The sequence below is a fragment of the Providencia sp. PROV122 genome (genome assembly GCF_028482365.1).
Lineage (GTDB): Bacteria > Pseudomonadota > Gammaproteobacteria > Enterobacterales > Enterobacteriaceae > Providencia > Providencia stuartii.
This window is the reverse complement of sequence record NZ_JAMPQI010000013.1, coordinates 103414-128023: the sequence shown is the minus strand read 5'-3', so window position 1 is coordinate 128023 and position 24610 is coordinate 103414. Positions and strand designations below refer to the sequence as shown.

The 24610-nt window shown below is 42.6% G+C and carries 21 protein-coding genes; 13 read left to right on the top strand and 8 right to left on the bottom strand.

From position 1 onward, the window contains the following. Positions 1–14 precede the first annotated feature (14 nt). Positions 15–857 (top strand): MurR/RpiR family transcriptional regulator, encoded by an 843-nt coding sequence (locus PSE69_RS11400; protein ID WP_121874780.1) that lies wholly within the window; start codon positions 15–17, stop codon positions 855–857. A gap of 6 nt (positions 858–863) precedes the next feature. Continuing rightward, positions 864–1643, top strand: coding sequence for a sulfite exporter TauE/SafE family protein (locus PSE69_RS11395; RefSeq protein WP_053110317.1), 780 nt, complete (start codon positions 864–866; stop codon positions 1641–1643). 12 nt (positions 1644–1655) lie between these two features. Here the strand turns inward: PSE69_RS11395 and PSE69_RS11390 are convergent, their stop codons facing one another. Then, positions 1656–2501 (bottom strand): rhomboid family intramembrane serine protease, encoded by an 846-nt coding sequence (locus PSE69_RS11390; RefSeq protein WP_004917931.1) that lies wholly within the window; start codon positions 2499–2501, stop codon positions 1656–1658. A 338-nt stretch (positions 2502–2839) separates the two neighbouring features. Between PSE69_RS11390 and PSE69_RS11385 the strand changes: the two genes are divergently transcribed. Beyond that, positions 2840–3190 carry a hypothetical protein gene (locus PSE69_RS11385; RefSeq protein ID WP_004917933.1) on the top strand — a complete coding sequence of 117 codons (351 nt, stop codon included), beginning with the start codon at positions 2840–2842 and terminating at the stop codon, positions 3188–3190. Positions 3191–3611: 421 nt separating this feature from the next. Here PSE69_RS11385 and PSE69_RS11380 read toward each other — a convergent pair whose 3' ends face one another. The 5 genes from PSE69_RS11380 to metG all read right to left on the bottom strand — a co-directional run bounded on the left by PSE69_RS11380 (position 3612) and on the right by metG (position 10267). Further along, positions 3612–5309: an NAD-dependent malic enzyme gene (locus tag PSE69_RS11380; RefSeq protein ID WP_004917935.1), complete on the bottom strand. Its 1698-nt coding sequence runs from the start codon at positions 5307–5309 to the stop codon at positions 3612–3614. Between the two features lie 547 nt (positions 5310–5856). Continuing rightward, positions 5857–6744 carry a cytidine deaminase gene (cdd, locus tag PSE69_RS11375; protein ID WP_004917936.1) on the bottom strand — a complete coding sequence of 296 codons (888 nt, stop codon included), beginning with the start codon at positions 6742–6744 and terminating at the stop codon, positions 5857–5859. Positions 6745–6921: 177 nt separating this feature from the next. After that, a complete protein-coding gene (locus PSE69_RS11370; RefSeq protein ID WP_004917940.1) occupies positions 6922–7617 on the bottom strand; it encodes a CidB/LrgB family autolysis modulator in 696 nt (231 codons plus the stop codon). Next, complete coding sequence (locus PSE69_RS11365) at positions 7611–8084, bottom strand: CidA/LrgA family protein (RefSeq protein WP_014657800.1); 474 nt, start codon at positions 8082–8084, stop codon at positions 7611–7613. Before PSE69_RS11365 ends, PSE69_RS11370 begins: the two co-directional genes overlap by 7 nt. Before the next feature lie 155 nt (positions 8085–8239). Then, positions 8240–10267 carry a methionine--tRNA ligase gene (gene metG, locus PSE69_RS11360; protein WP_004917944.1) on the bottom strand — a complete coding sequence of 676 codons (2028 nt, stop codon included), beginning with the start codon at positions 10265–10267 and terminating at the stop codon, positions 8240–8242. A gap of 225 nt (positions 10268–10492) precedes the next feature. On the opposite strand from metG, the gene apbC reads away from it, so the two are divergent. From apbC to htpX, 3 genes are all read left to right on the top strand, one after another. Beyond that, on the top strand, positions 10493–11605 hold the full coding sequence (gene apbC / locus PSE69_RS11355) for an iron-sulfur cluster carrier protein ApbC (protein ID WP_004917946.1): 1113 nt from the start codon (positions 10493–10495) through the stop codon (positions 11603–11605). Positions 11606–11843: 238 nt separating this feature from the next. Further along, a complete protein-coding gene (locus PSE69_RS11350) occupies positions 11844–12404 on the top strand; it encodes a LemA family protein (protein WP_004917948.1) in 561 nt (186 codons plus the stop codon). A gap of 69 nt (positions 12405–12473) precedes the next feature. Then, entirely contained in the window at positions 12474–13430 is a 957-nt protein-coding gene (htpX, locus tag PSE69_RS11345) for a zinc metalloprotease HtpX (protein ID WP_272675238.1), read from the top strand. Between the two features lie 311 nt (positions 13431–13741). Here htpX and PSE69_RS11340 read toward each other — a convergent pair whose 3' ends face one another. Beyond that, positions 13742–14527: an AraC family transcriptional regulator gene (locus PSE69_RS11340; RefSeq protein ID WP_004917951.1), complete on the bottom strand. Its 786-nt coding sequence runs from the start codon at positions 14525–14527 to the stop codon at positions 13742–13744. A 386-nt stretch (positions 14528–14913) separates the two neighbouring features. Here PSE69_RS11340 and PSE69_RS11335 point away from each other — a divergent pair, with 386 nt between their 5' ends. The 7 genes from PSE69_RS11335 (at position 14914) to asmA (ending at position 24006) form a co-directional block, all read left to right on the top strand. Continuing rightward, positions 14914–17334, top strand: coding sequence for a DMSO/selenate family reductase complex A subunit (locus tag PSE69_RS11335; protein WP_014657803.1), 2421 nt, complete (start codon positions 14914–14916; stop codon positions 17332–17334). After that, on the top strand, positions 17331–17972 hold the full coding sequence (locus PSE69_RS11330; RefSeq protein ID WP_121874781.1) for a DMSO/selenate family reductase complex B subunit: 642 nt from the start codon (positions 17331–17333) through the stop codon (positions 17970–17972). The genes PSE69_RS11335 and PSE69_RS11330 overlap by 4 nt, the downstream gene beginning before the upstream one ends. Further along, positions 17969–18871 (top strand): dimethyl sulfoxide reductase anchor subunit family protein, encoded by a 903-nt coding sequence (locus tag PSE69_RS11325; protein ID WP_121874782.1) that lies wholly within the window; start codon positions 17969–17971, stop codon positions 18869–18871. The genes PSE69_RS11330 and PSE69_RS11325 overlap by 4 nt, the downstream gene beginning before the upstream one ends. A gap of 11 nt (positions 18872–18882) precedes the next feature. Then, on the top strand, positions 18883–19455 hold the full coding sequence (gene dmsD, locus PSE69_RS11320) for a Tat proofreading chaperone DmsD (protein ID WP_060560682.1): 573 nt from the start codon (positions 18883–18885) through the stop codon (positions 19453–19455). Between the two features lie 1302 nt (positions 19456–20757). Continuing rightward, positions 20758–21402 (top strand): uridine kinase, encoded by a 645-nt coding sequence (gene udk, locus PSE69_RS11315; RefSeq protein WP_004917981.1) that lies wholly within the window; start codon positions 20758–20760, stop codon positions 21400–21402. Positions 21403–21453: 51 nt separating this feature from the next. Beyond that, positions 21454–22035 (top strand): dCTP deaminase, encoded by a 582-nt coding sequence (dcd, locus tag PSE69_RS11310; protein ID WP_014657808.1) that lies wholly within the window; start codon positions 21454–21456, stop codon positions 22033–22035. Between the two features lie 123 nt (positions 22036–22158). Further along, a complete protein-coding gene (asmA, locus tag PSE69_RS11305) occupies positions 22159–24006 on the top strand; it encodes an outer membrane assembly protein AsmA (RefSeq protein ID WP_121874783.1) in 1848 nt (615 codons plus the stop codon). Positions 24007–24079: 73 nt separating this feature from the next. Here the strand turns inward: asmA and PSE69_RS11300 are convergent, their stop codons facing one another. Further along, the gene (locus tag PSE69_RS11300; RefSeq protein WP_104873357.1) at positions 24080–24610 is read right to left on the bottom strand and encodes a hypothetical protein; all 531 of its coding nucleotides are present in this window, start codon (positions 24608–24610) and stop codon (positions 24080–24082) included.

Genomic DNA, 24610 nt, shown 5'->3' with positions numbered 1-24610 from the left:
AAGAAGGAATGGGTATGTCAACATTGACATCAAAATTGGAAAGCTTATTGAATAGAGGTAAAGGAACTGAACAGCGTCTTGCCCGTTTTTTGCTAGATAGTCGTGATAATTTTGTTGCAATGAATGTGGCGGAGTTGGCTCAAGCTGCGGGAGTGAGCAGCGCATCTGTCATTCGTTTTACTCGCCAAATGGGGTATCGCGGATATTCTGATTTTAAAGTGGACTACTTATCGGATGAAAAACAATATAAAGCTGAAAGCCTCAGCGGTAGCTTGGACCCTTATGATGATACAGAGCAAATTATCGCTAAATCGGGGCAAATGTTTATTACAGCCATTGAAAAATCGCTGGAATTACTTGATCCCAACACCATGGATGAGATTGCGCAAAAAATAGTTGAAGCGAAACGTATTGTTTTATTTGGGGTTGGTACTTCTGCGATTGTGGCTTATGACATCTTCTATAAATTAATCCGTGTAAACAAGTATGCACTATTTAGCCCTGACTTACATGTACAGCTAAGTTATTCGTCTAATGTAGATGCCGATGATCTGGTTATCGCGATCACGGCAAAAGGGAATACGCCAGACATTAACCATATGTTAAAGTTAGCAAATAAAAAAGGGTGTAGCACCATCGTATTAACCCGCTTTGGGCAAGATGAAGCCGTGCGTTTGGCGGATTTAGTCCTTCCCTATTTCTATGATGAACAGCTCTTTCAGACTGGCGTGATCACACCACAAGTTTTGCAAATGGTCGTTTTTGATACGCTGTTTTTTAAATATTTAACACTCACCAATGAAGATGTCGTGCTTGCATTACAGAAGGAACGAGAAGCCATAATACAATTAGGATGAGGCAGAATGATTTTTACTGAGTTAGTTATCGGTGCATTGATTGGTTTGGTTATTAGTACAACGGGGGTCGGGGGCGGAGTTATTGTTTTGCCAATATTGAGCTATTTTTTTGGTCTTAATGCGCTGGCTGCTGTGGCGACGGCTAATTTTCTTTCGATGTTGATGAAAGTGTCATCGTCATATATGCATTTTCGTTTAGGGAATATTCCCCTTAAAGGGGCATTAATTGTGCTTGCTATCATGCTACCTAGCACATTTCTATCAAGCCTCCTTGTTACTTGGTTGGGGAGTCTGCCTGAATATACCCAACAAGTTGAGCGGGGGATCAATCTACTTGTTGCTGCCGCTATTATTTTTTCGCTGTACTTATTTATTCACCGTATGTTTTTTGCCACACCGATACAAAAAACGACCCTGAAACAACATCAAATTGGGGGAATGTTTTTTCCTGCTGTGATAGCTGGGGTCGTGCTTGGTGCGACGGGGGTTGGAGGTGGGGTGGTGGTTTTACCCATGCTATTACGTTATATGCAATTAAACATTAAGCAAGCGATTGGAACTTCTATTGTGGTGACTACTGTCTTATCCGGCTCTTCTGCATGCGCTTATGCGCAAGATGGACACACCGATTTAACATTGGCGTTAACCTTATGTATTGGTGCATTACTGATTATGCCACTCGCAAAATATTTGCTGCTCAAACTATCAGAGCGTACCTTTCAATATCTGACATTGCTGCTGATCTTATGCAGTGCCATTATGATGACACTTAAGGTGATAAACTGACCCTTCTCAAGATTATTGGTTGGCATCAGCAAGCTCTGTATAGACTTCCTGATAAATAAACTCACGCTCCTCTAGTAAGTGCTTATTTGTAGAAAATGAATAGAGGTAGATCATCATCGTAAGCAAACTTGCTGCAATGACCGTAATACAGAGATTAGCAACACGTAACTTATGGGGAACAAGTATATAAGCGATGCTGATTAAGGCGCCGATGATAGCACCACCAATATGTGCTGCATTATCAACGCCGGACTGCAATCCATTAATTAACGTTAATGCAATCATGGCAATCAGATTATAGAGTTGGTATTTTTGTCTACGCTGTATTACGGGATGAGGATTGGGTTTATTGATAACCACTTTGATTAAATATATCACTGAGGCTGCTGCAATTCCCATAATCGCGCCAGAAGCCCCAACACCGATAGTAATGTATACAGTACTATCAGTCCAAAGGTCGCTATTTGATATTTCGTAATATTGCCAATATGCACTAAATAAGGCCGCGCCGATGCCTGAGATAATATAAATAGCTAATAATTTGAATTTGCCGTAGGCACGTTCACAGCCGATACCTATCACAAACAATGCTAAGCAATTGAAGGCAAGGTGCGTGCCATTAGAATGTAGCATCATACTGATTGGATAGCGCCACCAATCACCCGTTAATGAAAGCTGATAAATATTCGCTCCAAACAAAATAAGATTACTTTCACGAGAATCAAGGGGGGATGCAAAGACGATTTGATAGAAATAGACAGCAATATTCAGTAAGACTAGAGTCAGAGTCAGCGCTATCGCGCCCAAAGAGAAGCGAGCTTTTGATTTTATTGAGAAAGGATTTTGCTGCTCTGCCATATTATTACTCTACAAGACGACCACTATAGTTGAAATATTATAATATAGTAATATATTTTCGTTAATTTTAATATAATTGAATGAGGATTGACGTTATCCAAAGCATAATGTGCTGTTCTCAGTGCTTTTAGTTATGACCAGTGTTAGGAAATAAAATTATTCCATATTAAGAGTATTACCTTTTAAGTATATTCCTAATGTTGAAATAAAAGTGATCATTTCGGCAATTTTAACATAATAGTATTTCACTTAATCCAAATTTTTTATTACCATGCGTGGTTGCTTTTTAATGTTTATCAAAAAATAAATAATTATCTTTTTAAGATAGGGAGATATCGATGTCTTACGAAAACAAAAGTGTTCCAAATGAAATCAAACGCTGGAATTGGGGGGCATTTATTTTTAATATCTATTGGGGTATTGGTAATAAATCTTATTTGCCATTACTCACATTAATTCCTTTATTGAATATAGTCTGGATATTTGTTTGTGGTATTAAAGGCAATGAATGGGCTTGGAAAAATGGCGATTATGACTCTGTTGAAACCTTTATGAAGGTACAAGAGACATGGAACAGAGCTGGGTTATTTTGTTTCATTATAAGCATTGTTGTCACATTTATTATGTTCTTCTTCTTGTCTTCAATAATCGCAATATTTGGAGCAGCATCAATGCAAGGGCACTATTAATAGCGAATATGTCAGCAAACGCTGATAATACATCAAGATTATATAATATGTTCGCTTATTTTCAGTCTAATCATGATTGAAAAAGAGAAAGCTGAAAAAGGCCGTTAAGGTGCTATCAGATTAAAACCCCATGTTATTATCCTCATGGGGTTTTGTTTTTGAATAAGTCAGTTTAAGTGACCACAATTAGGCAGTTTTCATTAGCTATTGGCATAAAAGATATGCAGTGGCAGTTGAGTAAGTTCAAAATCGATAGCAGTCTTCATTTTCGGTATGAAATGGCCTTGATAAGAGGATTCATTGAGAGGCTGGTTTTCAATTGATATAGATGAAAAAAGTTTTTTAGACTCTAATTGATTAAAGCCCTAACCAAAAGGTTAGGGCTTTGCCTGTAATATAAGGGTAACGTCCTTAATTACAACTAAAAAGAAGTACGTTTATAAGTACGATACTCTGGTTTCCAGAAGTTACGTTCAATGGCTTCATCCAATGCATTATCAGACGTTACGGTTGCAACACCTTGCACCTGTGCCTCTTTGGCGACTTGTTTTGCAATAATACGTGAAACTTGTTGGATATCAGATAGAAGTGGTAATAGTGGGCCTTCCCCTTCTTTAGCAAGTGGTGAACATTCGGCTAATGCACGGCTTGCTGCCATTAACATTGTTTCAGTGACACGTTTTGCACCTGAAGCAATTACACCTAAACCAATACCAGGGAAGATATAGGAGTTATTGCATTGAGCGATAGGATAGACTTTATCCTTGTAATTTACAGGTGAGAACGGGCTACCTGTTGCCACCAGTGCTTTACCATCGGTCCAGTTAATAATATCTTCTGGGCGAGCCTCAACCCGTGATGTTGGGTTAGATAATGGCATGACAATTGGGCGTTCACAGTGTTTATGCATCTCTTTGATGATCTCTTCTGTGAATAGGCCTGCTTGACCTGAAACCCCAATTAGAATAGTAGGTTTTGCATTACGTACAACATCCAGTAAAGAGATTGAATCACTGTTTACATCCCAATCACTTAGGTTGTTGCTGCTTTGCGTTAGCTTACTTTGGAAATCGAGGAGGTTAGGCAGTTTATCGGTTAATAAACCAAAACGGTCGACCATGTAAATGCGTGAACGCGCTTGTTCATCGCTTAACCCTTCTGATTTCATTTGTGCGATGATTTGCTCTGCAATTCCGCAACCAGCAGAGCCAGCGCCTAAGAAGGCGACACGTTGATCACTGAGTTTACTCCCCGCAGCATGGCTAGCGGCAATCAAACTACCTAAAGTGACAGCAGCAGTGCCTTGAATATCATCGTTAAAGCAGCACAACTCATCACGGTAACGGTTGAGTAATGGCATCGCATTTTTTTGCGCAAAATCTTCAAATTGCAGCAGTACATTAGGCCAACGACGTTTTACCGCTTGAATAAACTCATCGATAAATTGGTCATATTCTTCGCCTGTAATACGTGGATGACGCCATCCCATATACAATGGGTCATTTAAACGTTGTGGATTATTAGTGCCGACATCAATAACAATCGGCAGGGTATAGGCTGGGCTTATACCACCACAAGCGGTGTACAGTGAAAGCTTACCGATTGGGATCCCCATACCGCCGATACCTTGGTCACCCAAACCTAAAATACGTTCGCCATCAGTGACAACGATCACTTTAACATTTTGTTTGGTCGCATTTTGTAGCATATCATCAATATATTCACGGTTTGGATAAGAGATGAATAAGCCACGAGCACGGCGGTAAATATCAGAGAAATGCTCACATGCTTCACCGACTGTTGGCGTATAAATGATGGGCATCACTTCAGTCAAATGAGCATCAATCAGGCGGTAAAACAGGGTTTCGTTGGTATCTTGGATATTTCTTAGGTAGATATGTTTGTCGATATCGGTTTTGAAATCGATTAACTGGCGATAAGCACGCTCAACTTGTTCTTCAATAGTTTCTACCTGTTCAGGTAGGAGACCATATAGGTTAAAGCTAGCACGTTCTTCTTCGCTAAAAGCACTACCTTTATTTAGCAAAGGAAATTCAAGCAGGATAGGGCCTGCATAGGGAATGTACAGAGGGCGTTTTGTTTCGTATTCATGTTCCATGAAAAATCACTCTTTGGACGATTAAAAAACAACAGTCGATGTAGATCCTAAGGTAAACAGAAAATATGTACAGTGATTATTGATACAAAGAGTTAAAATATTTGTTAAATAGCATTATCTATATGATAAATAATATAATCGATTTTTTCACCATGGAAAGAAATTGCACTGGAATGGTCTTTTTAGCCCTTACTTTTTGTCAAATGGAAGGGATGGCCTATCTATCTCGATTGTAGGGAAGCAAAGTGTAGGTTAAGTAAGATGTTTTCAATTAGAGCAATGTGTTAAATATACATAAGAAAAATTATAGAGTTAACCTTTTCTAAGCGATAAATATTATTCTTTATCTTACGAATTTTTTATTTTAATCGCAGCGAGCTTTGTGAGTATTAATATTTTTGATAAGAATGGTTTTATAGAAATATTAAAAGATCGTATAAATCAATTGATAATCTTTAAGTCGAATTGGGCAGTACACTAAAAAGTAGAGAAGGGCTATATAACAAATTGCCGCCATACTCTCTGGCGGCAATCAGCGATAAAACGATTAATTAAGATAAATTAACTCTTTTTGTTGGCAGCCTAGTGCCTGCAAGGTATTTTCAGTGATACACCACTGTTTAACGATAGCATCTTGTTTTTCAACAAGTACCGCTTGCTCAATAGCGTGTAGGTCTTTACCTGCCATGTTTACCATAATCAACGCGGCTTGTAGAGGAGGTAAGCTTGGGTTAAATGCTGCGTTTTCAGCATAGCGACCCGTGAATAATGAGCCATCTTTTAGCTGTAGCGCAATGCCTGAGTGAGATTGGCTATAAGGGGCATGAGACTGGTTTGCCGCTTCGATAGCAGCACATAACAAGCGATTACGGCTTGGTGTGCTATAGCCGTGATCAACACTATCCATTAACAGCGTTGTGATTGCTAAATCAGCCGGTCCAAACGAATCGGGTAAATAGTCATGTAATGTTGCAGGCTGGCGCTCAGGTAAACGGATTGCGATTTTACCGCCACCGCGTAATTCATTCATAAACTGGCGGCAGTGGCCACAAGGTGTGTGGTTTACGGTGATGGAAGTGAGCTGTTTTTCACCTTTCATCCATGCATGGGTGACGGCACACTGTTCCGCATGGATGGTTTGTGCGATAGCGACATGGCTAAATTCCATGTTAGCACCGAAATAGAGGTTGCCACTGATGCCTTGAGCAATCGCACCGACATTAAAGTGGGAAATTGGTGTGACGGCGTAAGCGGCTGCGAAGGGCAATAATAAAAATGCCAATTCACTATCACTATAACCACAATCAGCTTTAAGCTGATTAACTTGTTCAGCACTCAGCATCCCTTGAAAGTCTGGCGTATCAATAATGGGTTTGAGTGCGGTTTGCAACTTTTCTGGAAGTTGAGACCAAGCGGACTTAAATCTTGAATGCATGAGATACCTCCCTAATCACTTATTTACATTCTATGTAATAAATCACCAAACCATATGTGATTAATATCACTTTTCAAATGAAATAAATGAAACTCATCTTATAATTGAGAGATGTATCTCAAATTTTTGACGCGGTAAAAACCAAAAGAGGCAAATAAGCCTCTATTGGTTTTGAGTCTAGCCGAAAAGATGAAGAATAACAGGGAAGACAAAGGGGGCGAGCAGTGAGGTAATCACCCCGCAGGTCATTAAGGCTAAAGAGCTATATGCGCCTTCAATATAGTTGATTTCAGCACATCGAGCTGTACCGAGCGCATGAGAAGCGGTTCCCATTGCTAGCCCTCGTGAGGCGTGAGTGCGAATGCGCAATGCATCAAATAAGGCGTGACCAAACATGGCTCCTAGTATCCCGACAAAAATGACACAGGCGGCGCTAATAGCAGGGATCCCACCAATGGAATCAGCAACCGCCATGGCAATCGGCGTTGTGACGGATTTCGGTAAGACAGAGGCGGCGATATCCGGTGTTGCGCCGAGCCATAAAGCAATTGCAGTACCTGTAAACATAGCAACTAGGCTACCTGCTAAACAGATACTCAATAATGACTTCCATTGCGCTCGAATTTGGTGCATCTGCTCGTATAGAGGGAAAGCTAATGCAACAACAGCAGGTTGCAATAAGTCATTTAAGATCTTACTTCCCGCAAAATAGTGTTCATAAGGCGTATTGGTGAAAATCAGTAATGGAACAATGATGGCGATTGCGACTAACAATGGATTCAATAAAGGCAGTTTTAATTTTACTGACAATTTTCTCGCAATATAAAACACAATAATTGTTAGTGGTAACGACCACCAGATATGTTCTAGCATTTGTCATTCCCCTTATTTTGTTCAGTATCGCTAGTCACGCTGATAGTGTCTTCAGGCGGGAGGGGAACTTCATCAGGTTTAACCCCAACAATTTGGCGCTCTTTATGGATATAGTGGGAGCTAAAAGCCACCACGACCATGACGATTAGCGTGCTAATAAAACAAGAAACGAGAATAGGAACCAGTTGCTGACTTAATTGACCATAATAATTCATGATGCCGATACCTATTGGTACAAACAGCAAGGTCATATTTTTGAGAAGAATGGAACAACCAGGTTGCGCCCAGTGGGCTGGGATAATTTGCAGAGCTAGCAACATAAACAGTATTAGCATACCGATGATGCTACCGGGAACAGTAAATGGAAGCAGTGTTGATAACAGGTTCCCAACGATCAGACAGAGATAAAGCAGCGCAAAAGCGCGCAAATACTGCCATCCGGTTATCAGCACATATTTTAATGACATGAGACTCGTCCTATTATGCTAAGTGTATTCATCATACAATTAACTTTATAATTGTGCTATAGATCACAGTTAAAACTGCATAAAAAAAGCGGAGAATTCATCATTCCCCGCTTTTCGCTTAATAATTAACTCTTTCCTGTTTGGGAACCGTTATTTTATTTTACTTGCATACCCGGTTGAGCACCGCTGTCTGGGCTTAGCAGGTAAATATCTTTACCACCAGGGCCTGCGGCCATCACCATACCTTCAGACAGACCAAAACGCATTTTACGTGGTGCCAAGTTTGCCACCATCACGGTCAGTCGACCTTCTAATACTTTTGGATCAGGGTACGCACTGCGAATACCAGAGAACACTTGGCGAGTTTCACCGCCAATATCCAATTGCAGTTTTAATAGCTTGTCAGAGCCTTCAACAAAGTCGGCTTGTTTGATAAGCGCGATGCGTAGATCGATCTTGGCAAAGTCATCAAAGGTAATCGTCTCTTGGATTGGATCATCGGCCAGTGGACCTGTTAACACCTTAGCTGGCTTAATGCTCTCTTTAGAGGCTTCCACCATAGCTTCGACTTTCGCCATTTCAATACGCGTAAATAGCGCCTTAAATGGCGCAACATCGTGGTGAGTTAACGGCGTGGTGATAGAATCCCATGTAAGCTCGATATTGAGGAAAGCCTCTGCACGTTTTGCCAGCCCTGGTAAAATAGGTTTCAAGTAAGTCATCAAGACACGGAATAAATTGATGCCCATTGAACAGATATCTTGAAGCTCTTGATCTTTACCTTCTTGTTTAGCGACAACCCAAGGGGCTTTTTCGTCGACATAACGGTTAGCTAGATCGGCGAGAGCCATTATTTCGCGCACCGCTTTACCATATTCACGACTTGTATAGGCGTCACCAATAATTTGTGCCGCGTCAATAAATTGTTGATAGAGCGCTGGGTCTGCGATGTTATCGGACAATTTCCCGCCAAAGCGTTTTGCAATAAAGCCCGCATTACGTGATGCTAGGTTAACCACTTTATTGACGATATCGCTGTTAACGCGTTGAACAAAGTCTTCTAAGTTCAAGTCGATATCATCAATGCGCGATGAAAGTTTCGCGGCATAGTAGTAGCGTAGGCAGTCGGCATCTAGGTGATCCAGATAAGAACGCGCTGTGATAAAGGTACCACGAGACTTAGACATTTTGGCGCCGTTAACAGTCACATAGCCATGAACAAATAGGTTAGTTGGCTTACGATAACCACTGCCTTCAAGCATTGCAGGCCAGAATAAGCTGTGGAAATACACAATATCTTTACCGATAAAATGGTAGAGGTCGGTCTTTGAATCTTTATTCCAAAATTCGTCAAAATTGATATTGCCACGTTTGTCACATAGGTTTTTAAATGACCCCATATAACCAATTGGCGCGTCTAGCCACACATAGAAGTATTTACCCGGTGCATCTGGAATTTCAAAACCAAAATAAGGCGCATCACGGGTAATATCCCACTGCTGTAAGCCTGATTCGAACCACTCTTGCATTTTGTTGGCGACTTGCTCTTGCAGGGCACCTGAACGAGTCCACGCTTGTAGCATGTCACTAAATGCAGGCAGGTCGAAGAAGAAGTGCTCAGTATCACGCATCTCTGGTGTCGCACCAGAAACTACGGAACGTGGGTTAATCAGCTCTGTTGGGCTATAGGTCGCACCACAAACCTCACAGTTATCGCCATATTGATCTTCTGCTTTACAGGTTGGGCAAGTACCTTTTACAAAGCGATCGGGTAAGAACATGCCTTTTTCAGGATCGTAAAGCTGTGAAATAGTGCGATTTTTGATAAAACCGTTGTTTTTAAGCTTGTTATAAATGAGCTCGGATAACTGTTTGTTTTCTTCACTGTGTGTTGAGTGATAGTTATCGTAGCTAATCGCAAAACCAGCAAAATCGTCCTGATGCTCTTTGTTCACTGCTGCAATCATATCTTCAGGAGAAACACCTAATTGCTGAGCCTTCAGCATGATTGGTGTGCCGTGCGCATCGTCCGCACAGATAAAGTGAACTTCTTTGCCGCGCATTCGCTGATAACGGACCCAAATATCAGCCTGAATATGTTCCAGAATATGACCGAGATGGATTGAACCGTTAGCATAGGGTAACGCACAGGTTACCAGTAGTTTATTCGCGACTTGAGACATAGTAACTTTCTTACTTCCATTATTGAAAAGGGACTTTGATGTTAACCGATCAATTGTTTCGCGGCTAGGGTAATAAAATATTAATCCGTAATTTATGTGAAAAAGGAATTTTTTACTCTTAGTGGCTTTTCGTTAGTAAGGCGGTCACTATTTTGATGGTTCTCTGTTATGATAAATAGCAGTGAAAGAACGATAGTGTTAAAAATATAAAATAAAGGAGCCGGGATGAACGATAAATCCCCCGAGCAGAACAATCCAGAACTGCTGACTGAAAAAGTCTCCACCGTTTTGGCTTCATTTACACACCCAACACTGAAGCGTAATCTGATTTCTATCAAAGCATTACATCACTGTGCAATGTTGGATAATGTGTTGCATGTTGAACTAGTTATGCCATTCGTATGGAAGGGGCCTTTTCAGACTCTGATCAGCGAAAAAACGGCGGAACTGAAACAAGCGACTGGCGCTCATGCGGTTGAGTGGAAATTGCGTCACGATATTACCACGTTAAAACGGGCAAATGATTTGCCGGGTATTAACGGTGTTCGTAACATTTTGGCCGTCAGTTCCGGTAAAGGTGGGGTCGGTAAATCCAGTACCTCTGTCAACTTAGCGTTGGCACTTGCCCAAGAAGGGGCGAAAGTCGGTATTCTTGATGCGGATATCTATGGCCCATCGATCCCAAATATGTTGGGAACCACCATGGAGCGACCAACTTCACCAGATGGTCAGCACATGGCTCCGATTATGGCCTACGGTCTTGCGACAAACTCTATTGGATACTTAGTCACCGATGATAATGCAATGGTGTGGCGCGGGCCAATGGCAAGTAAGGCGCTAATGCAGATGCTACAAGATACCTTATGGCCTGATTTAGATTATTTGGTTATCGATATGCCACCGGGAACGGGGGATATCCAATTGACACTGTCACAAAACATTCCTGTTACAGGTGCTGTTGTTGTCACTACGCCGCAAGATATTGCGCTGGTGGACGCAATGAAAGGGATTGTGATGTTCAAAAAAGTCAATGTACCCGTTCTTGGTATCGTCGAAAATATGAGTGCACATATCTGTAGCAATTGTGGTCATGTGGAACCTATTTTTGGCACAGGCGGCGCAGAGAGACTCGCTGAGAAATATAACACGCAATTGTTAGGGCAAATTCCTTTACATATTTCTCTACGTGAAGATTTGGATCGTGGTCAACCTACTGTGATGCGTGATCCTGAAGGGGAATTTGCGGATATCTACCGTGAAATTGCCTCAAATATCTCTTCATTGATGTATTGGGAAGGGGAAAAAATCCCGACCGAGATCTCATTCCGAGCAGTTTAATATCGGTCTCTATTTGAAGGGGCTATTTCAGTTTTCTGGGATAGCCCCTTATATTTCAATCTACTAACCATACGCCTTATCGACCAATCCCTTTCCAACTTTTCTTATTTGTTATTTGCGTATTTCTCTATTTCATTATGATAGCGTAGAATGTTTATTATCTGTTTTTTATTAATGCTTACTCGTTAGGGCTTTGATATTGCATTTTTTTCCTATGGCGGATGCCTAAAAGGTGATTATGAAATTTTTAATTTTGATTGTCGTATTAGTATTGATTGTTATCTACTTTTATAACCGAATTGTGGCAATGCGTGAGGCTGTTATATCGAGTGAAACTGAGATTTCGGTACAATTAGACCGCCGTGGAAAAGTATTTGATAGTTTACTAGCAACGGTCAAAAAATATTTAAGCCATGAGTCAGAAGTTTTCAGTAAAATTACTGAATTAAGAACTCAGGCGAAAACAGCAACAGGGGCTCAGGCGAAAGAAGCGGAAGATGCCTTGTCTAAAATGGTCTCTAGTGGTGCGATTAATGTTGCAGTAGAAGCGTATCCTGAGCTGAAATCTGATGCCATCATGGCTAATTTGCAAGAGGAGATCGTCTCCTCTGAAAATAAACTGTCATTTGCCAAACGCGGTTATAACCGAGCATTGGAAGCGTATAAAGCCTATATTGCCTCAATGCCAGCCGTTTTTATCGTTAACCTCATTCCGAGTTTAAAAATTGATAAAGATTATTGGCGTCTTGATGAAGAAGCCATAAAAAGTGAAGAGTCCCGCCGTATTAACTTTGATTAACGATAACAAATCCATTGTATTTATCAGGGGGCCTTATGCTCCCTGAAAAGTTAGGCAGGGTATAGTGTTATGGATTTTAGAAACGTCATACGCAAAAACAATATCCGTACACGATTAGTCGTGGTGAGTTATATCTTCATTATACTGATTGTTGGATTATTAGTGGATACAGCGACACATCCTGATGAGTGGGGTGGTTTTTTTGAAAATATGCTGGCATTTGCGACCTTTAAACGCTTTCCCGTTGCTACATTAATTATTTTAGGACTTACTTTTTTAGGATTAATTTATATTCATTTTCGCGGACACAAAATGATGTTAGCGGGTATGAATGCTAAAGAGATTACTGCGGAAAATGCCAGTACCGCGGAAGAAAAGCAGCTTTATAATATATTAGAAGAGCTAAGTTTAAGTGCGACTTTACGTTATGTGCCGCGTTTGTATATTTTAGATAGTGACGAGCCAAATGCTTTTGCTGCGGGTTGGAGTGCTAAAAATGCGTTAGTAGGTGTTACGCGTGGTTTATTACAAACGCTCAATCGCCATGAAATTCAGGCGGTGATGGCACATGAAGTTGGCCATATTATTCACGGCGATTCTAAATTGACACTGTATGTTGGTATCTTGGCGAATGTGATTTTGACCATCACAAACATAGTTAGCCAAATTTTTATTCGTACGGCAGGACGTAGCCGAAATAGTGCATCCAATAAAGCACAGGTGGTTTTATTAGCGCTTAATTTTATTCTGCCGTGGATAACGCAAATTCTCTATTTTTATCTTTCTCGAACGCGCGAATATATGGCAGATGCGGCAGCCGTTGATTTAACAACCGATAACCAAGCAATGATCAGCGCCTTACGAAAAATCTCCGGTCAGCATGAGAAAACAGACTATGATCATTCGAGTATTGGAGATGCTTATCGTAGTGCGGCCTATATTTTTAATAAGGGGGATTCCGTGTTTTCGACCCATCCTTCGATTGAAAATCGTATTGCTGCCTTAGAGGGGCGTAAAACATTTTAATTGTGTCTGCTGTAGGTTGATAAATAACGGCATGCCTACAGCAGGGATCTAATTGCAATTGAATTTTCCTTTCAGGCTATTTCTTCTTAATATTTAGTGTTTTTTTAGTTATCGGGGTTATACCAGAAGAGTGTTCTGCACAAGTTTCCCTGATAACACAGACATATCGCTAACATCCACCGCGCCCAATGGCACAAACCTTAAATAACCGTCTGCGGCTAAAATTGAGCGCATCCTCATTATTATTTAGTTGTAAAAAATCGTGGGGAAAATATCGGCAAAGGTTGAATTTGTATTTGTCAAAAAACAAGTTAAAAATGGTGGATATCCGAATCGTCATTTTTAAAATGAGAAGGGGATTGCCCCATCTGTTTTTTAAACATAATTGAGAATGCTCCTGCACTGTTGTAACCTAACTCATAAGCCACTTCGGTAATCGATTTCCCGGACAAAATATGGGAAAGCGAGTTCAGTAGGCATGCCTGCTGACGCCATTCTGAAAACGACATGCCAGTCTGGGTACGAAAGAAACGGCTGAAGGAGCGCTCGCTTTTGTGCAGCTGTTCTGCCCACTCCCCCGGTTGCGAAGTAATAACCGGTTTGCGCATAAACTCACGGCATAGGCGGCCGAGCTTTTCATCTCGCGGGATCGGGGCGAAAAACGGCAGTGGGGGCATACGTGCCAGTTCGCAAAGAATCAGCTGCATCAGCACCCCGTCACGCCCCTGAATATCATATTCCGCAGGGATGTCCACTGCTTCCAGCAGTAACTGACGCAGCAGCGGAGAGACACTCACCACCTCACAACTGACGGCGTGGCGCGGCTTTGCTGCTGGTTCGATATACAAACTGCGTGTGCTGACATTCAGCATCCGAGTTTCATGGGCGACCTGTTCTGGGATCCACACTCCGCAGGAAGGTGGGATCACCCATTCACCGTCTGCGGTGCTGATTTCAATCAGTCCGGTGGCCGGATATAAAAATTGTGCCCGACGGTGCGCGTGGTATTCCAGTAGGGTATCGGGCAAATAATCTGTACCGAGAGCAATGACATCCCGCGCGATATTATCCACGCTTTTTAACGGAATATTTCTCATGAAGGCCGCGCTCCCTATCTAACGGAAAGAAAAATTAGAGGGTGTTATATCAGATCCTGTTACCGTAAAACAGGTCTTTTATGGCAATAACAGAACTGAGTGCCATATCTGTATTTTTACGGCAACAAATATAAAACGTTCAGTTAACAGGAGCAGGGATCAGGCCGGAATTCAAATGCCGTTGTCTGATTTTCGCATGGCGGCAATATATTAATCCATTACTATTTTGCTGCCGCCATTCTGTTTATACAGACTTTAATTATTACCGGCTATTAAGCGATTGCCGGTGGCGTAATGTTATTTCCGGTCATTTGAAATTAAATAATATTTATTATTTCCTGATTTTTAAATGCCGCACTGTATTTCTCACTCAGGGTAAATCCATTATGAGTCATCAATCCGGTCACGTTAATGAAAAATCCGGCACTCTCGGCGAAATAAGCCGACGCCGTTTCATACAGGCCAGTTCTGTATTATCTGCGGTGCCGTTTCTGGCATCCGAAAGTATTGCATCCGTTCCGTCCGATCCTACACAGATTCCTGTTCATCAAACGGATGACGGGGTTCGCATTGTACCGACATGCAGCAGTTTTGACTGCGGTGGGAAATGTGATATCCGGGCACATATCAAAGACGGAAAAGCCATCCGCATCAGTACCCGACCGGATGCGGAACTGAATGAAGATATGCCGATCATGCGGGCTTGTGTGCGCGGACGTGGTTACCGGAAATTTATTTATCACCCAGACCGCCTGAAATACCCGATGAAGCGGGTCGGTAAGCGCGGTGAAGGGCGTTTTGAGCGCATCAGCTGGCAAGAAGCAACCAGCCTGATCGCCGCAGAATGGCAACGTATCAGTGACAAATACGGCCCTGCGTCACGGTTTGTTAGCCTGAGTACAGGCGTGACCGGCGGGATTTTTTCCGGTGCGAATATGCTGCGCCGTCTGTTTAATCTGACGGGCGGGTTTCTGGAAAACTACCATTCCGTCAGTAACGGTAACACCATGGCAGCCACGCCGTATACCTACGGCACCGCCGCCAGCGGCAGCACACTTGATACCCTAGAAAATACCCCACTGGTGATCCTGTGGGGGCATAACCCGAACGAAACTATTTTCGGGCACAGTAACCACTATTTCCAGAAGATGAAAAAGAACGGCACTCGGTTTATTGTGGTCGATCCGCGCTATTCCGATACCGCCTCCTCATTAGCCGATCAGTGGATCCCGATCCTACCGACGACAGATAACGCCATGATGGATGCGATGATGTATGTCATCGTCACAGAAAATCTACATGATCAGGCGTTTATTGATAAATACACGCTGGGTTTCAGCGAAGAGCAGATGCCGGAAGGTGTAGCGGATAATGAATCACTGGTGGCCTATCTAACGGGTAAAAAAGACGGCATAGCCAAAACCCCAGAATGGGCAGAGAAAATCACTAAAGTTCCGGCGGAAACTATCCGTCAGCTGGCGCGTGAATATGCCACAACCAAACCGGCGGTGCTGATGCAGGGCTGGGGACCACAGCGTCATATCTGCGGTGAACGCAGTGCGCGCGGTGCAACGCTGCTGGCAACCATCACTGGTAATGTCGGCGTGCGCGGCGGCTGGGCGGCAGGTTACGGCATGGCACTGAATCCGGAACTGCGCAAAACCATCGCCGGACCAAAGCTGTTTGATAACCCAGTAAAAGCCAAAATCAACATCACCAACTGGGTGCAGGCGTGTGAGGACAAAAATCTGGTCACGCCGGATAACGGACTGAAAAATGCAGACAAACTCGACACCGAAATCAAAATGATTTTCTCAATGGCGGGTAACTATTTGACCAACCAAAATACCGATATTCTCCATGCCGCAAAAGTGCTGGAGGATGAATCGAAAGTCGAATTTATTGTCTGTAGCGATCTCTATCTTACCCCGAGTGCGAAATATGCGGATTTGCTACTGCCGGAAACCAGTTTTTTGGAACGCTGGAATATCGGCGGCACTTGGAGTTACGGCGATTACCTGATCCTATCTGAAAAAGCAATTGAACCGGAATTTGAACGCCGTACCGATTACGACTGGCTGTGCGACGTGGCGGAAAAACTGGGGGTTCGTGATGCATTCACCGAAGGGCATGAGACAGATCGTGACTGGATAGAATTCCTCGTCAATGATGCAGCACAAAAGCGCCCAGAAGATAATATTCCGACGTTTGATGAGCTGCTGATAAAACGCCGTCATTTATTAACTCATCGTCCGCATACCCAAAATGTGGCTTTTGAAAAAAATATTCAGGATTTTGAGAACAACCCGTTCCCGACTCCGTCCGGCAAAATCGAGATTTTCTCCAAACGCCTGTATGACATGCACAATCCGGACATTCCCGCACTATCTCATTATGTTCCAGCCATCGAAGGACCGGAAGATAGCCTTACCGCGAAATACCCGTTACAGCTGATCACTTGGAAAGGTCGCAACCGCGCGAACTCCACGCAGTTCGCTAACCCGTGGTTGCAAGAAGTGCAGCGGCAGGAGCTGTGGATCAATCCTTTAGATGCGGCGGATCGCGGTATCAGTGACGGTGAAAAAGTGAAAGTACATAACGATCGCGGTATCACCATGATCCCAGTAAAAATCACACAGCGCATTATGCCGGGTGTGGTTGCATTACAAGCCGGAGCTTGGTGGCTGCCGGACAACAATGGCATTGATCAGGGCGGATGTGCCAACGTGCTCACCTCGTCACGCCGTACCGCGCTCGCCCACGGCAATGCGCACCAAACATTATTGGTTGAGGTGGAAAAAGCATGAGCAAATTCATCGTTTATCCGGCAGTCAGCAGCAAACAGTTAGGTTTTTATATTGATTCCGCCCGCTGCTCCGGTTGTAAAGCGTGTCAGGTAGCGTGCAAGGACAAAAATAATCTTGATGTCGGCCGCCGCTTCCGTCGGGTGTATGAAATGACCGGCGGCGGGTATAGCCGCAATCAAAACGGCGCACTGATTAATAACGTGTTCGCCTATACGCTTTCTATTTCCTGTAATCACTGTAAAGACCCGATCTGTGTGCGCAACTGTCCAACAACTGCGATGCATAAACGCGAAGGTGACGGCATTGTGATGGTCAATACTGATAAATGTGTTGGCTGTGGTGCCTGTGCGTGGTCGTGTCCGTACGGCGCGCCGCAGATGAATCCGGAAACAAAGCAGATGTCGAAATGCGATTTTTGTATCGATCTTCAACAAAAAGGTGAACAGCCAGTATGCGTTAGCGCCTGTCCACTCGGGGCGATTCAGTTCGGCCCAATAGACGAACTGAGGGCGAAATACGGCGACCTTGATTACGTGACTGGGCTACCAGATCCGTCAATAACTCATCCGAATCTGGTGATTAACCCGCACTGGGGCGCGAACTTTGATGATATGAACAGTGAGAGAAAAGAAAAATGAATGAGTGGTCACTTTTAATTTTCACTTACATGATGAATGCGGCGGTGGGGCTGTGCGTTGTGAGTGGGGTATTTGCCATGCATTTCAGCCATCGCCTCCCGACAGACAGCTTTAAGCGTTTTATGATGCTGACGATTTTTATTATCTGCGGTATTGCGGGTGTGGGATCTGTTGCATCAATTACTCACCTCGGCGTGCCACTCAATGCGCCGAATGCCATTAATAACGTATTCAGTGCTTGGCTTAGCCGTGAAGTAGTGGTTACCGCATCATTTGTTGGCGTATTGGGTATCAGTTTTCTCTGGTTGTGGAAGACGGACAAATTTTCTTTTCTGTTATATGGTGGAGCGATGGCGATCGGGCTGTTCGATATCTTCTGTATGGCATCGATTTACCGTTATACCTCGATTCTGACTTGGAATGATATCAATACCTATCTGATGTTTTACGGTACGACGCTGACACTTGGTGCAGTGCTGTTTATTCTGCTGGTGGTGATAGTTGAGAAAACCGGACACAGAGTTGGGATTGCACTGCCCGCTGATACATTGTCATTATCACAGCTGTGGCTGTTGTGGGGGATGATGGCGGTAAGCCTAGCTGGTCGTCTGCTGTATCAGCCATTTTATGAGCATTACCTGACCCTCACACAGTTGACTCATAAATCCATTACATTTCCGCTGTCACCGATTGATGCGTATGACAGTATCGCCGAGCTGCGGATTGGTGTCCTAGCGGCAGCCACAATTGGTGTGGCACTCTGCTGTATATCTCTTGTTCGAGCGCAGAAAAAAGCACATAACGGCGTACCGGTCTGCGGCGGGTTTATCACCGGCTGTTTACTGACTATTGCGGCAGAATTTATGTTGCGTTATGTGTTCTATTATATTCATATCTGAAGGGAGATGTAATGAATAAGACAGCTCACTATGCGGCCGCGTTTAATGTACTGGGGATCTGCTATCTGTTCCCGCCGGATGATGACAGCAACCGGATGGCGATGCGTCTGTTTACCCTGCCGGGATTTGCCCAGCAGTGGCCGTGTGAGGTGGATAGTACACTCTGCATGCAACTGAGCCGCACAGCCGCTGAGGGGGCGGAGGTACTGAAATCGGCATGGCAATCTCTGTTCGTCGGGCCTGGGACGTTACCGGCGCCACCTTGGGGCTCGGTGTATCTTGATGCGGAAGGATTGTTGCAGGGGGATTCGACTCTTGCGCTGAGCGCTTTTCTAAAACAGGAGCGGCTAAAACTAAATACCCCGTATCCGGAACCCGCTGATCACATCGGGCTGATTTTATTTCAGGCGGCGGTACTGGCATCTGAAATGCGAGAGGTGGCGGTTAATACACTGCTCAGTCAGCACCTGATGAGTTGGCTACCGCGTTATTCGCAGCGTCTGGACACGCACGGAAATAGTCCATTTTACTCCGCACTGACCCGACTGACAGTGACCACCGTGCAATCATTTATAAAAGCATAATCTTCACAGTGATTGATTACATACCCATAATCTGATGCGCCTCTTTCTCTGGGGCGTTTTTTTGTGGCAGCACCAAGTGCCTTTTCTTAAGGTAAATTACCCGCCCAGACTTCACTGTGTTTGCGTTTGGTAGCCATTTTATAAACGATACGTTGAGTAACGATGAGACCCAATTGAGCTATTAGCCTTCGAACATAAAGATTAACGAGATAGACCAATTGGAAGAGCGGTTAAAAGTCAATTATAACCACGCAAATTTCATGGATCACAGCTTGCGGCATCAATACCTCAAGCGCTCAAAAGCGGTAAATCAGTAGAAATTCTTCAATACGACTATGTCGCTTATACATACAAAGAAACCAGCATTTACTTCAAACCTAACAAAGTTGGTATCGAAGGGGTCTTGCTACTGACAGATAAACGTTTATATGAAGAGAGAGATTTTTCGATCTTGTCGGTACTTGTTTGATAAAAGGGATAAAACGGATAAACGTACTATAATAAAAAGGAATATATTTTTGTTGTGCAGAAATTAGTATTGTGTGAGTTTTTGTGGTGCGTAGCAGATAAAAAATGAAATGATTTCTGACGGCACTGGTCATCTTGCTAGTCGTGATTGTAGTTAGGCCAACAGCGTTGGCATGTCTGGTCGACCCCTAGTATGATGACAGGACTTGCTTCGAACACCGCTCTTAATGCAAGCCAACCTGTCTTGAACGTTGAAAATATGCGTCTTGACGTAGAATTGTGGCCTTTGCTTTCTTATCGCTTATCTCTATCGTTTATCCATTGAACAAATTGTTTTTAAACGATGCCGTCGTTCATCATACGCCAGAAAGTGAAACTCAAATGGATGTTAACCCACTGATTGCGCCAATGGGTAACAAACACCAAACTCTATAGAGAAGAGTCAATGGTATTGAAAAAGTTGAAGTATCAAATAGTTTAGCGCTCAGGAAAACTCAGAATGATGAGTATAATATTACGTAACATCAACCTTCCCTTAAAAACGATGAGCGAAAAATAACGGATAATAACTATCTTAGAGGGAGAAGGGCGTAAAACGTTTTAATTGTGCCTGCTGTAGGTTGATAAATAACGGCATGCCGATAACAGGGATCTAACCGCAATCGAATTCCCCTTTTATGGATATTTCTTCTTATTATTTAGTGTTTTTTTAGCGAGTTTGCTTTGTGAAGCTGGAACCTCACGCCATTAACTCCTATAATTCCGGCAACCATAACTTCATCAATATGAAGTCATGCATTTCATTTCAGATTTATTTAACCAGGTTATCATTTTATGACTGACATAGCGCATCACTGTACCATTGTTGGTATATCAGGAGCTTCTGCATCCGGAAAAAGCCTTATCGCGAGTACGTTATATCGAGAGTTACGGGAAAAGGTTGGTGATCATAATATCGGTGTTATACCAGAAGACTGCTACTATAAAGATCAAAGAGATATACCAATGGAAGAGCGGTTAAAAGTCAATTATGACCACCCAAATTCCATGGATCACAGCTTGCTGTATCAACACCTCAAAGCGCTCAAAAGCGGTAAATCAGTAGAAATTCCTCAATACGACTATGTCGCTCACACACGCAAAGAAACCAGCATTCACTTCAAACCTAAAAAAGTTATTATTATCGAAGGGATCTTGCTACTAACAGATAAACGTTTACGTGAAGAGATGGATTTTTCGATCTTTGTCGATACTCCGCTTGATATTTGCTTGATGCGACGGATAAAACGTGATGTAAATGAGAGAGGCAGAACGCTGGATTCTGTGATTGAACAATATAATAGAACCGTTCGTCCGATGTTTTTACAGTTTATTGAACCGTCAAAACAGTATGCCGATATTATTGTGCCTCGTGGCGGTAAAAACCGCGTTGCCATTGATATCTTAAAAGCGAAAATCGGCGAATTTTGCCAAGACTAAACAGCATTAGACAGTCTGGCGATGGAAAATAATGAAAGGGGGGATACCATCATGCGTCTTTGTGACCGCGATATTATTCAATGGATGGATGAGGGAAAATTAGTCATTAGCCCACGTCCACCTATTGAACGGATCAATGGAGCAACGGCGGATGTGCGCCTAGGAAACCAATTCCGCGTTTTCCGTGGGCATACCGCAGCCTTTATTGACCTAAGTGGCCCGAAAGATGAAGTTAATGCGGCGCTTGACCGTGTCATGAGTGATGAAATAATTCTCAAAGACAATGAGCCTTTTTTCCTCCATCCAGGGGAATTAGCACTTGCAGTCACTCTCGAGTCTGTTACCCTGCCTGATAACCTAGTGGGGTGGTTAGATGGGCGTTCATCGTTAGCACGATTGGGGTTAATGGTGCATGTTACTGCTCATCGAATCGACCCCGGTTGGTGTGGGCAAATTGTGTTAGAGTTTTATAATTCAGGTAAACTCCCATTGGCCCTGCGCCCTGGTATGGTGATTGGCGCTTTAAGTTTTGAGCCATTATCTGGCAGCGCAGATCGTCCTTATAATAGCCGACAAGATGCAAAATATAAAAATCAGCAAGGGGCGGTCGGTAGTCGTATCAGTGAAGATTGATAACGAGAAGTATTGCGGAATTATCTTTATGTTTAATTTGAGGTAATTCCGCATATTGTGCAGGGATAGGTGTAGTGTGAGCCTTTTGTGTGGCGTAGCAGACATAACTTGAGTGAGGGAAGAATGAAACGATTTCTGACGACACTGGTCATCTTGCTAGTCGTGATTGTAGTTGGGCTAACAGCGTTGGTCATGTTAGTGAATCCAAACGACTTTAGACAGTATCTTGTGGAGCAAGTCGAGAAAAAGAGCGGCTATCAGCTCGATTTTAAAGGCGATATGCGTTGGCATGTTTGGCCGACCCTTAGCATTATTACAGGACCTGTTTCGGTCACCGCACCTAATGCAAGCCAACCTGTCTTGAGCGCTGAAAATATGCGCCTTGACGTAGAATTGTGGCCTTTGCTTTCTCATCGTTTATCTGTTGAACAAATTGTTTTAGACGGTGCAGTCATTCGTCATACACCAGAAAGCGAAGCTCAAACTGATGCTAACTCACCGATTGCGCCAGCAGGTAACAAGCAAACACCAAGCTCTACGGAGAAGAGCCAATGGCTATTGGATATTGAAAAAGTTGAAGTATCAAATAGTTTAGTGATCTGGAAAACTCAGAATGATGAGTACAACTTACGCAATATCAACCTTTCCTTAAAGAAAAATGATGAGCGAAAAATTACGGCTAAATTCAGCGGTAATTTAAATAAAAACCAGCAAGAGCTGCGCTTTGATGCGCGAGCAGAGCTTGATCTCTCCCAGCTTTCACATCAAATTAGTGGGCAATTAACTCAATTTGATTACACCTTTACAGGTGTTGATTTGCCTGAAGGTGGCATAACGGGTCAATTCACCAGTGATTTTGCTTACATTAAAGAGAATGTTGCGACAGCCAGTTTAAATAACATTGTCATTAAGGCGAATGAAAGTGAATTAACCGGTAAAATCGCAGCACAATTAGGCAATATCCCTGATGTTCGTGTTCAGTTATCTTCTCATCGCTTAAATTTAGATAAATTACTGGGTACACCGCATACAAATGCAGGCTCCCATAATGCGAATGAATCCGATAATCCTGCTCGAGTGGGGGTTAAACCTGTTATTTCTGGGAAAGAAACCCAAAAATATGATTTATCGAATTTAAAATCCTTTACTGCCAATATTGATCTCAATATCGATAATCTGATTTATCGTGGAATGGAGGTAAGCGCAGTAAAACTTGCAGCACAAAATCAAGCGCCTCAATTAGTCATTTCTCAGTTAGAAGGGAAGGCGTTTGGGGGACTATTCTCACTGCCTGTGACCATTAATTATGCTGCGATCCCCGCGCAAGTCATGGCGAAGCCTAATATCCAAAATATTAATTTAACGCCGTTATTAAAGGCATTTAATATGCCCGAAAAATTGAGCGGTATTGTGACTATCAATGCGGATTTATCGGGGCCTGGTTATGATGATTATGCCGTGAAACATTTATGGCAAGGTCCTGTGAGTTTCAGTTTACAAAATGCACGTTTAGCGGGCTTAAATATTCCGTTATTGATCCAACAATCTATTTCACGGGTGACCAATAAAATTAATGCGCCGGTCAATACGGGAAATTATACGGAAGTTGAATTGTTCACCGTTAATGGTCGTTTAAATAAAGGAACCGTCAATATTACTTCAATGAATGCAACGTCTCCACTCATCTCGATTACCGGACAAGGTTGGGCAAATGTACCAGCCGAAACCCTAGATGTGAACTTGGGCGTACAAATCACTAAAGGTTGGGGCGGTGATTCTCGCTTTATCCAGCAGTTACAAGCGATGACTATTCCACTGCGTATTTATGGTGGATGGAGCAATCTGCAATATCAATTGAATGTCGAAAAATTGCTACGTAACGAATTAAAGACACAAGCAAAAGAGGCATTAGGTAACTTTTTGAAGAAGGAAGAACAAAAAGGGCTAAGTGATTTGTTGAACGCATTATAGTTTATAAATCAGAAGAACTCCGGCTATAAGCGGGAGCTCTTCTTTATCTATTATTGACTATCAATAAGTTACATTAATATTCATACTTTGATCTGCTAGCTTCTTGGGTTATTCTTTCATTAATTTTTTCTTGGCTATCTAATCCAATAGTATTGTTTTGTCGGCGTTCAAATTGGAATTTACTTTCCGCCAGATGAATTTTACCTTCAGTGCTTTTTACTAAATTATTCAGCTTGGTTATTGTTTCTTTCTTACTTGTATGATGTTTGTAAGAAGAACTATCTAATTTAGTTTGGTAAGATTTAATCTCATTTTTTAATGAAGACAATGTTGTTGAAATATCTTTCATATTGACACCATTTCGACTAAAAACATCGCCGCTTTGAGCGGTTTTTAGCTGGCTCACAATTTTTTTAATACTATTTTTAATTTTCGTATTAAGTTGTTTAACATCTTTTACATGTACAGTTTTCTCTGCTGTGACAATTTTAGGTTGTTGGTTTGATGTATTACTAACATTTGATGCAGAGCTGGCAATAGAAGAATTATTCGCTTTAATTGGGGGCGATTGAACATTATGGATGCTTTGACTAGATACTTTCAT